Origin of the sequence: Micromonospora sp. NPDC047670 (assembly GCF_043204915.1) — a bacterium.
Classification (GTDB): domain Bacteria; phylum Actinomycetota; class Actinomycetes; order Mycobacteriales; family Micromonosporaceae; genus Micromonospora.
The window spans coordinates 62,523-68,991 of record NZ_JBIDDA010000023.1 but is presented as its reverse complement, the minus strand read 5'-3'; the positions used below and the strand labels follow the sequence as shown (position 1 = coordinate 68,991).

Below are 6,469 nucleotides of genomic sequence, written 5' to 3'. Positions count from 1 at the left end.
GCGCCCCGGGGCGGGGGGGGGGGGGGGGGGGGGGGGGGGGGGGGGGGGGGGGGGGGGGGGGGGGGGGGGGGGGGGGGGGGGGCGGGGGGGGGGCGGGCGGGGGGGGGGGGGGGGGGGGCGCCCGGCCGTCAGTCGTCGGTCGTCAGGGGCGGCCCATGCCGCGGTACTCCCAGCCGGCCTGCGTCCACAGTGCGGAGTCCAGGCAGTTGCGGCCGTCGACCACCTTGCGGCCGGCGACCAGCTCGCCGAGGGCGACCGGGTCGGCGTTGCGGAAGTCGGCCCACTCGGTGAGCACGCAGACCAGGTCGGCGCCGGTCACGGCCTCGTTGATGCCGGGCTCGTAGACCAGCTCGGGGGCCACGGCGCGGGCCCGCTCCATGCCCTGCGGGTCGTAGACGTGCACGTCGGCGCCCGCCTTGCGCAGCAGCGAGGCGACGGCGAGCGCCGGGGCGTCGCGTACGTCGTCGGTGTTGGGCTTGAACGTCGCGCCGAGCACGGCGACCCGGGTGCCGGAGAGGTCCGGCCCGGCCGGGCCGGAGCGGCGACCGAGCAGCTCGGCGGCGAGCTGGACGACCCGGGTCCGGCGGCGCAGGTTGATCAGGTCGACCTCGTGCAGGAAGCGCAGCGCCTCCCCGGCGCCGAGCTCCTGGGCGCGGGCCTGGAAGGCCCGGATGTCCTTGGGCAGGCAGGCGCCGCCGAAGCCGAGCCCGGCCTGGAGGAACCGGTTGCCGATGCGCGGGTCGAAGCCGATGGCGCGGGCGAGGTGGGTGACGTCGCCGCCGGCGGCCTCGCAGACCTCGGCCATGGCGTTGATGAAGGAGATCTTGGTGGCGAGGAAGGCGTTCGCGGCCACCTTGACCAGCTCGGCGGTGGCGAAGTCGGTGACCACGAGGGGCACCTCGCGGTCCTCCGTGGCGGCCAGGTCGAAGACGCCCTTGTGGGCGGCGTAGAGCATGCCGTTGGCCCACTCGCTCTTGACGCCGACCACGATCCGGTTGGGCCGCAGCACGTCGTCGACGGCGAAGCCCTCCTGGAGGAACTCGGGGCTCCAGGCCACCTCGACGCCCAGGTCGGCGGGGGTGTGCTTGCTGACCAGCTGCTCGACCCACTCGGCGGTGCCGACCGGCACGGTCGACTTGCCGACGATCAGCGCCTTGCGGGTCAGGTGCTGGGCCAGGCTGGTGACCGACGCCTCGACGTACGACAGGTCGGCGCCCATGCCGTCGGCGCGCTGCGGGGTGCCGACGCAGATGAAGTGCACGTCGCCGAAGTCGGCGGTCTCGGCGATGTCCGTGCTGAACCGCAGCCGCCCGGCCGCCAGGTTGCGCTTGAGCAGCTCGTCCAGGCCGGGCTCGTGGATCGGCACCTCGCCCGCGTTCAGCATCGCGATCTTGTCGGCGTCGACGTCGAAGCCGAGGACCTCGTAGCCCAGCTCGGCGTAGCAGATGGCGTAGGTCGCACCGAGGTAGCCGGTGCCCAGGAAGGTGACCCGCGGTCGCTGCGCGCCCGAGGGAGGCGTCACCGCGGCGATGGCGGGCATCGGCTGGGTGTTCGGGTACGGGATCGTCACGCCTGTCTTCTCCGCTCGCGCTGGCGCCGCGTCGTCGCGTCGCGTTCTGCTGCGGCGCCTGGGCGGGCACCGGAGGGACTCTATGCCTGTCACTTCCATCATCGCCGGGCGGCGTCGACGCTCGTCGTGCCATAGCCTACGCGGCGGTAACATCGCCTGAGGTGGTCGCTATCCTTCAGTCTGCGCCGTCGACGGTCAGGAGACGTTACAGACTGCGCATGATAGCGGTGAAGGGGAGGGGCCGACATGGCCGCAGAGCAGTCGTTCGACGTCTACCGGTTGCCCGATGAGCACGAGGCGATCCGGGAGGCGGTCCGTGAGGTCTGTGCGGCCAAGGTGGCGCCGCACGCCGCCGAGACGGACGAGACCGGTGAGTTCCCGAAGGCTTCCTACGACGCGCTGCGCGCCGCGGACTTCCACGCCCCGCACATCCCCGTCGAGTACGGCGGCGCGGGCGCGGACGCCCTGGCCACGGCCATCGTGATCGAGGAGGTGGCGCGTGCCTGCGCGTCGTCCTCGCTGATCCCGGCGGTCAACAAGCTGGGCACCATGCCGCTGCTGCTGGCCGGCTCCGAGGAGCTCAAGCGGAAGTACCTGACCCCGGTCGCCTCCGGCGACGCCATGTTCTCGTACTGCCTCTCCGAGCCGGAGGCGGGCAGCGACGCGGCCTCGATGACCACCCGCGCCGTACGTGACGGCGATCACTGGGTGCTCAACGGCGTCAAGCGCTGGATCACCAACGCCGGGGTCTCGGAGTTCTACACCGTCTTCGCGGTGACCGACCCGGCGGCCCGGTCCCGGGGCATCTCCGCCTTCGTGGTGGAGAAGTCCGACGCCGGGGTCAGCTTCGGCGCCCCGGAGAAGAAGCTCGGCATCAAGGGCTCGCCGACCCGCGAGGTCTACTTCGACAACGTCCGGATCCCGGCGGACCGCATGATCGGCGCGGAGGGCACCGGCTTCGCGACCGCGATGAAGACCCTCGACCACACCCGGGTCACCATCGCCGCGCAGGCCGTCGGCATCGCCCAGGGCGCGCTCGACTACGCCAAGGGGTACGTGCAGGAGCGCAAGCAGTTCGGCAGGGCGGTCGCCGAGTTCCAGGGCGTCCAGTTCATGCTCGCCGACATGGGCATGAAGCTGGAGGCGGCCCGGCAGTTGACGTACGCGGCGGCCGGCAGGTCCGAGCGCGGCGACGCCGACCTGACCTACTTCGGCGCGGCCGCCAAGTGCTTCGCCTCGGACGCCGCCATGGAGATCACCACCGACGCGGTGCAGCTGCTCGGCGGCTACGGCTACACCCGGGACTACCCGGTCGAGCGGATGATGCGGGACGCCAAGATCACCCAGATCTACGAGGGCACCAACCAGGTGCAGCGCATCGTGATGGCCCGCCAGCTCCTGAAGGGCTGAGCCGGTCGGCGGGCGGGCCGGTCGCCCGGCCCGCCCGGTGGTCACCGGATCTCGGTCGTGTCCTCCTCCGGCCGGTTGCCCGTGCGCGGCGGTGCCGACCACGGCGACTCGCCGCCGGTGCGGCGGGGCAGTGGCTCGGTCGGCGTCGGGTCCGGGTAGCCGAGCGTCAGCGGGGCGGTGTCCCGGTCGGTCGAGCCGGCCGAGGGCCAGTCGGTCAGCGTGAAGTCGTCCCCCTCCGGGCCGGCCGCGGTCGCCGGCGCGGGCTCGGCCACCGGCCGTGACCACCGGCGCCAGCGCTGCCCGCTGAACGTCGCCATGACCAGGAGCAGCCCGAGCAGGAAGAGGGTGCCGTTCTCGACCGGCGCGTGCAGCGGCAGGGGGTCGCCGAAGACCTTCCAGCCGTCCGGGATGCGGTCCCGCACCTCGAAGGGCGCGACGAACATCCCCACGTACGGGGCGGCGAGCAGCAGCCCGGCCACCAGCGGGCCGAGGGGTGAGGTGCGCAGCGTGCCGAGCAGGCCGAGCAGGATCCCGCCGACGGCGAGGTAGACGGCCGGCTCGATGAGATTGGCCGAGTTGAACCTGTCGATCTCGACCCAACGGTCGACGGTGCCCGCCGACCCGTCCTGTCCGAGGGTGACCAGCACCCACGTGACGGGTGCCACCACCAACCCGGCGAGGAAGCTCCAGAGATGTCGCATCCGCGCACCGTACCGTTTTCGACATGACCGAGCACCCCTCCACCGCGCCGGCCGGCAAGCCGACCTCGTACTCCCGGGTCACCCTGAGCCGCATCATGACCGCCGTCGACGTCAACCTCTACGGCACCGTGCACGGCGGGGTACTGATGAAGTTCATCGACGACGTGGCGGGGGCGGCGGCCGCCCGGCACAGCGGCGGCACGGCGGTCACCGCGGCGATCGACGAGATCGTCTTCGCCGAGGCGGTCCGCGTGGGCGACCTGGTGCACGCGCACGCCCAGGTGAACTGGACCGGGCAGACCTCGATGGAGGTGGGGGTCCGGGTGGTGGCCGAGCGGTGGGACTCGGCCGAGGACGAGCCGGTGCGGGTGGCCACCGCGTACCTCGTCTTCGTGGGCGTCGACGTCGGCGGCGCGCCACGGCCGGTCCGGCCGGTGCTGCCGGAGACGGCGGAGGACGAGCGCCGGTTCCGGGAGGCGGAGATCCGCCGCGCCCACCGGCTGGCCCGCCGCCGCGCCATCCAGGCCCACCGCGCCGGCTGACCGTGTGGGCAGGGCGCCCCCTGCCGGAACGATGCGATGGCGGCCAGATCGCGCGAGGAGGAGCGCCCCCGATGCCGGAAACGTTGGGAAGGCGCCCTTCCGCACGTTGCGGCCACACAGGTGGGCGGTGGGGCATGTGGGTTCCGCACGTGCGCCGACGGGGGTCGGGTGCGGAGAATGACGCTTCGAGGTAGGGCAAGATGGCGCCACGGCCCATTTCACAGTGTCGTGCGGGGCCAGGGGAGGGTGGAGCAGTGGGTGACGTGCTGTGGACGCCGCCGGCGGACGTACGCGAGCGGTCCCGGATCGGGAACTACCTGCGCTGGCTGCGTGAGCACCGGGGCTTGGACTTCGCCGACTACGACGAGCTGTGGCGCTGGTCGGTCACCGACCTGGAGGCGTTCTGGCGGTCGGTCTGGGACCACTTCGAGGTGGTCGCGCACACCCCGCCGACCGCCACGCTGACCGACCGCGGGATGCCCGGCGCCCGGTGGTTCCCCGGCGCCACCCTCAACTACGCCGAGAACGTGCTGCGGATGCCCGGTCGGGCCGACGACGACCCGGTGGTGGTCGCGCACGGCCAGACCCGGGCGCCGGTCGCGCTGACCGCGGCCGGGCTGCGCGAGCAGGTCCGCCGGGTCGCGGCGGGGCTGCGCCGGCTCGGCGTCACCGCCGGCGACCGGGTGGCCGCGTACGCGCCGAACATCCCCGAGACGTACGTGCTGCTGCTGGCCACGAGCAGTCTCGGCGCGATCTTCTCCTCCTGCGCGCCGGAGTTCGGCACCCGCAGCGTCACCGACCGCTGGCAGCAGATCGAGCCCAAGGTCCTGGTCGCGGTGGACGGCTACCGCTACGGCGACAAGCCGGTGGACCGTCGGGGTGAGGTGGCGGCGATCCGGGCCGCCCTGCCGTCGCTGGCGCACACCGTCGCCATCGCCTACCTCGACCCGGCCGGCCCGCCGCCCGAGGGCGCGCTGGCCTGGTCCGACCTCGCCGCCGAGACCGACGAGCCGCTGACCTTCACCCCGGTCGCCTTCGACCACCCGCTCTACGTGCTCTACTCCTCCGGCACCACGGGCCTGCCCAAGCCGATCGTGCACGGTCACGGCGGCATCCTGCTGGAGCACCTGAAGATGCTCGCCCTGCACCACGACCTGGGCCCGGCGGACCGGTTCTTCTGGTTCACCACCACCGGCTGGATGATGTGGAACTTCCTGGTCTCCGGGCCGGCGGCGGGGGCGACGATCGTGCTCTTCGACGGCAACCCGGGCCACCCCGACCTGGGCGCGCTGTGGCGGCTCGCCGAGGAGACCGGCACCACCTACTTCGGCACGTCCGCGCCGTTCCTGCTGGCCTGCCGCAAGGCCGGGCTGGTGCCGAAGGAGGTCGCCGACCTCTCCGCGCTGCGCGGGGTCGGCTCGACCGGCGCGCCGCTGCCCGCCGAGGGCTTCACCTGGGTGTACGAGTCGGTCGGCGACGACCTCCAGCTCCAGTCGCTCTCCGGCGGGACGGACGTCTGCACCGGCTTCGTGGGCGGGGTGCCGCTGCTGGCGGTGCACGCCGGGGAGATCACCTGCCGGGCCCTCGGCGCCAAGGTGGAGGCGCGGTCGGCCGACGGCACCCCGGTGATCGGCGAGCTGGGCGAGCTGGTGATCACCGAGCCGATGCCGAGCATGCCGGTGGGCTTCTGGAACGACCCGGACGGCACCCGCTACCGGGAGGCGTACTTCGACGTCTATCCGGGCGTCTGGCGGCACGGTGACTGGATCACGATCAACGACCGGGGCGGCTGCGTGATCACCGGCCGGTCCGACGCGACCCTCAACCGGGGCGGCGTGCGGCTCGGCACCGCCGAGTTCTACTCGGTCGTCGAGGGGCTGGACGAGGTCGTCGACTCGGTGGTGGTGCACCTGGAGGACGACGAGGGCGGCGCCGGCGAGCTGCTGCTCTTCGTGGTGCTCGCCGAGGGGCTGGAGCTGGACGACGCGCTGCGGAAGAAGATCTGTCGCGAGCTGCGTACGGCCCTGTCGCCGCGGCACGTTCCGGACGAGATCCACCAGGTCCGCGCGGTCCCGCGCACCCTCTCGGCGAAGAAGCTGGAGGTGCCGGTGAAGAAGATCCTCACCGGCACGCCGGTGGACTCGGCGGCGGCCAAGGGCGCCCTGGCCAACCCGGAGTCCCTGTCGGCCTTCGCCGCCCTCGCCCAGCGCCGCGCCGCCGCCCCCGAGACCACCTCCGCCTGACCC

Annotated in this window: 5 protein-coding genes; 3 read left to right on the top strand and 2 right to left on the bottom strand. The window is 73.2% G+C overall.

Annotation, left to right across the window (positions count from 1 at the left end):
- Nucleotides 1-142: 142 nt before the first annotated feature.
- On the bottom strand, nucleotides 143-1,570 hold the full coding sequence (locus ACGF7U_RS30905) for a UDP-glucose dehydrogenase family protein (protein ID WP_393112745.1): 1,428 nt from the start codon (nucleotides 1,568-1,570) through the stop codon (nucleotides 143-145).
- 246 nt (nucleotides 1,571-1,816) lie between these two features.
- Here ACGF7U_RS30905 and ACGF7U_RS30900 point away from each other — a divergent pair, with 246 nt between their 5' ends.
- Nucleotides 1,817-2,980: an acyl-CoA dehydrogenase family protein gene (locus ACGF7U_RS30900; RefSeq protein WP_393112743.1), complete on the top strand. Its 1,164-nt coding sequence runs from the start codon at nucleotides 1,817-1,819 to the stop codon at nucleotides 2,978-2,980.
- 41 nt (nucleotides 2,981-3,021) lie between these two features.
- Here ACGF7U_RS30900 and ACGF7U_RS30895 read toward each other — a convergent pair whose 3' ends face one another.
- Entirely contained in the window at nucleotides 3,022-3,681 is a 660-nt protein-coding gene (locus ACGF7U_RS30895; RefSeq protein ID WP_393112741.1) for a hypothetical protein, read from the bottom strand.
- A 23-nt stretch (nucleotides 3,682-3,704) separates the two neighbouring features.
- Between ACGF7U_RS30895 and ACGF7U_RS30890 the strand changes: the two genes are divergently transcribed.
- Nucleotides 3,705-4,223, top strand: a complete 519-nt coding sequence (locus ACGF7U_RS30890) for an acyl-CoA thioesterase (protein ID WP_393112739.1) — start codon at nucleotides 3,705-3,707, stop codon at nucleotides 4,221-4,223.
- A 254-nt stretch (nucleotides 4,224-4,477) separates the two neighbouring features.
- Nucleotides 4,478-6,466: an acetoacetate--CoA ligase gene (locus tag ACGF7U_RS30885; RefSeq protein ID WP_393112737.1), complete on the top strand. Its 1,989-nt coding sequence runs from the start codon at nucleotides 4,478-4,480 to the stop codon at nucleotides 6,464-6,466.
- The last annotated feature ends 3 nt before the right edge of the window (nucleotides 6,467-6,469 follow it).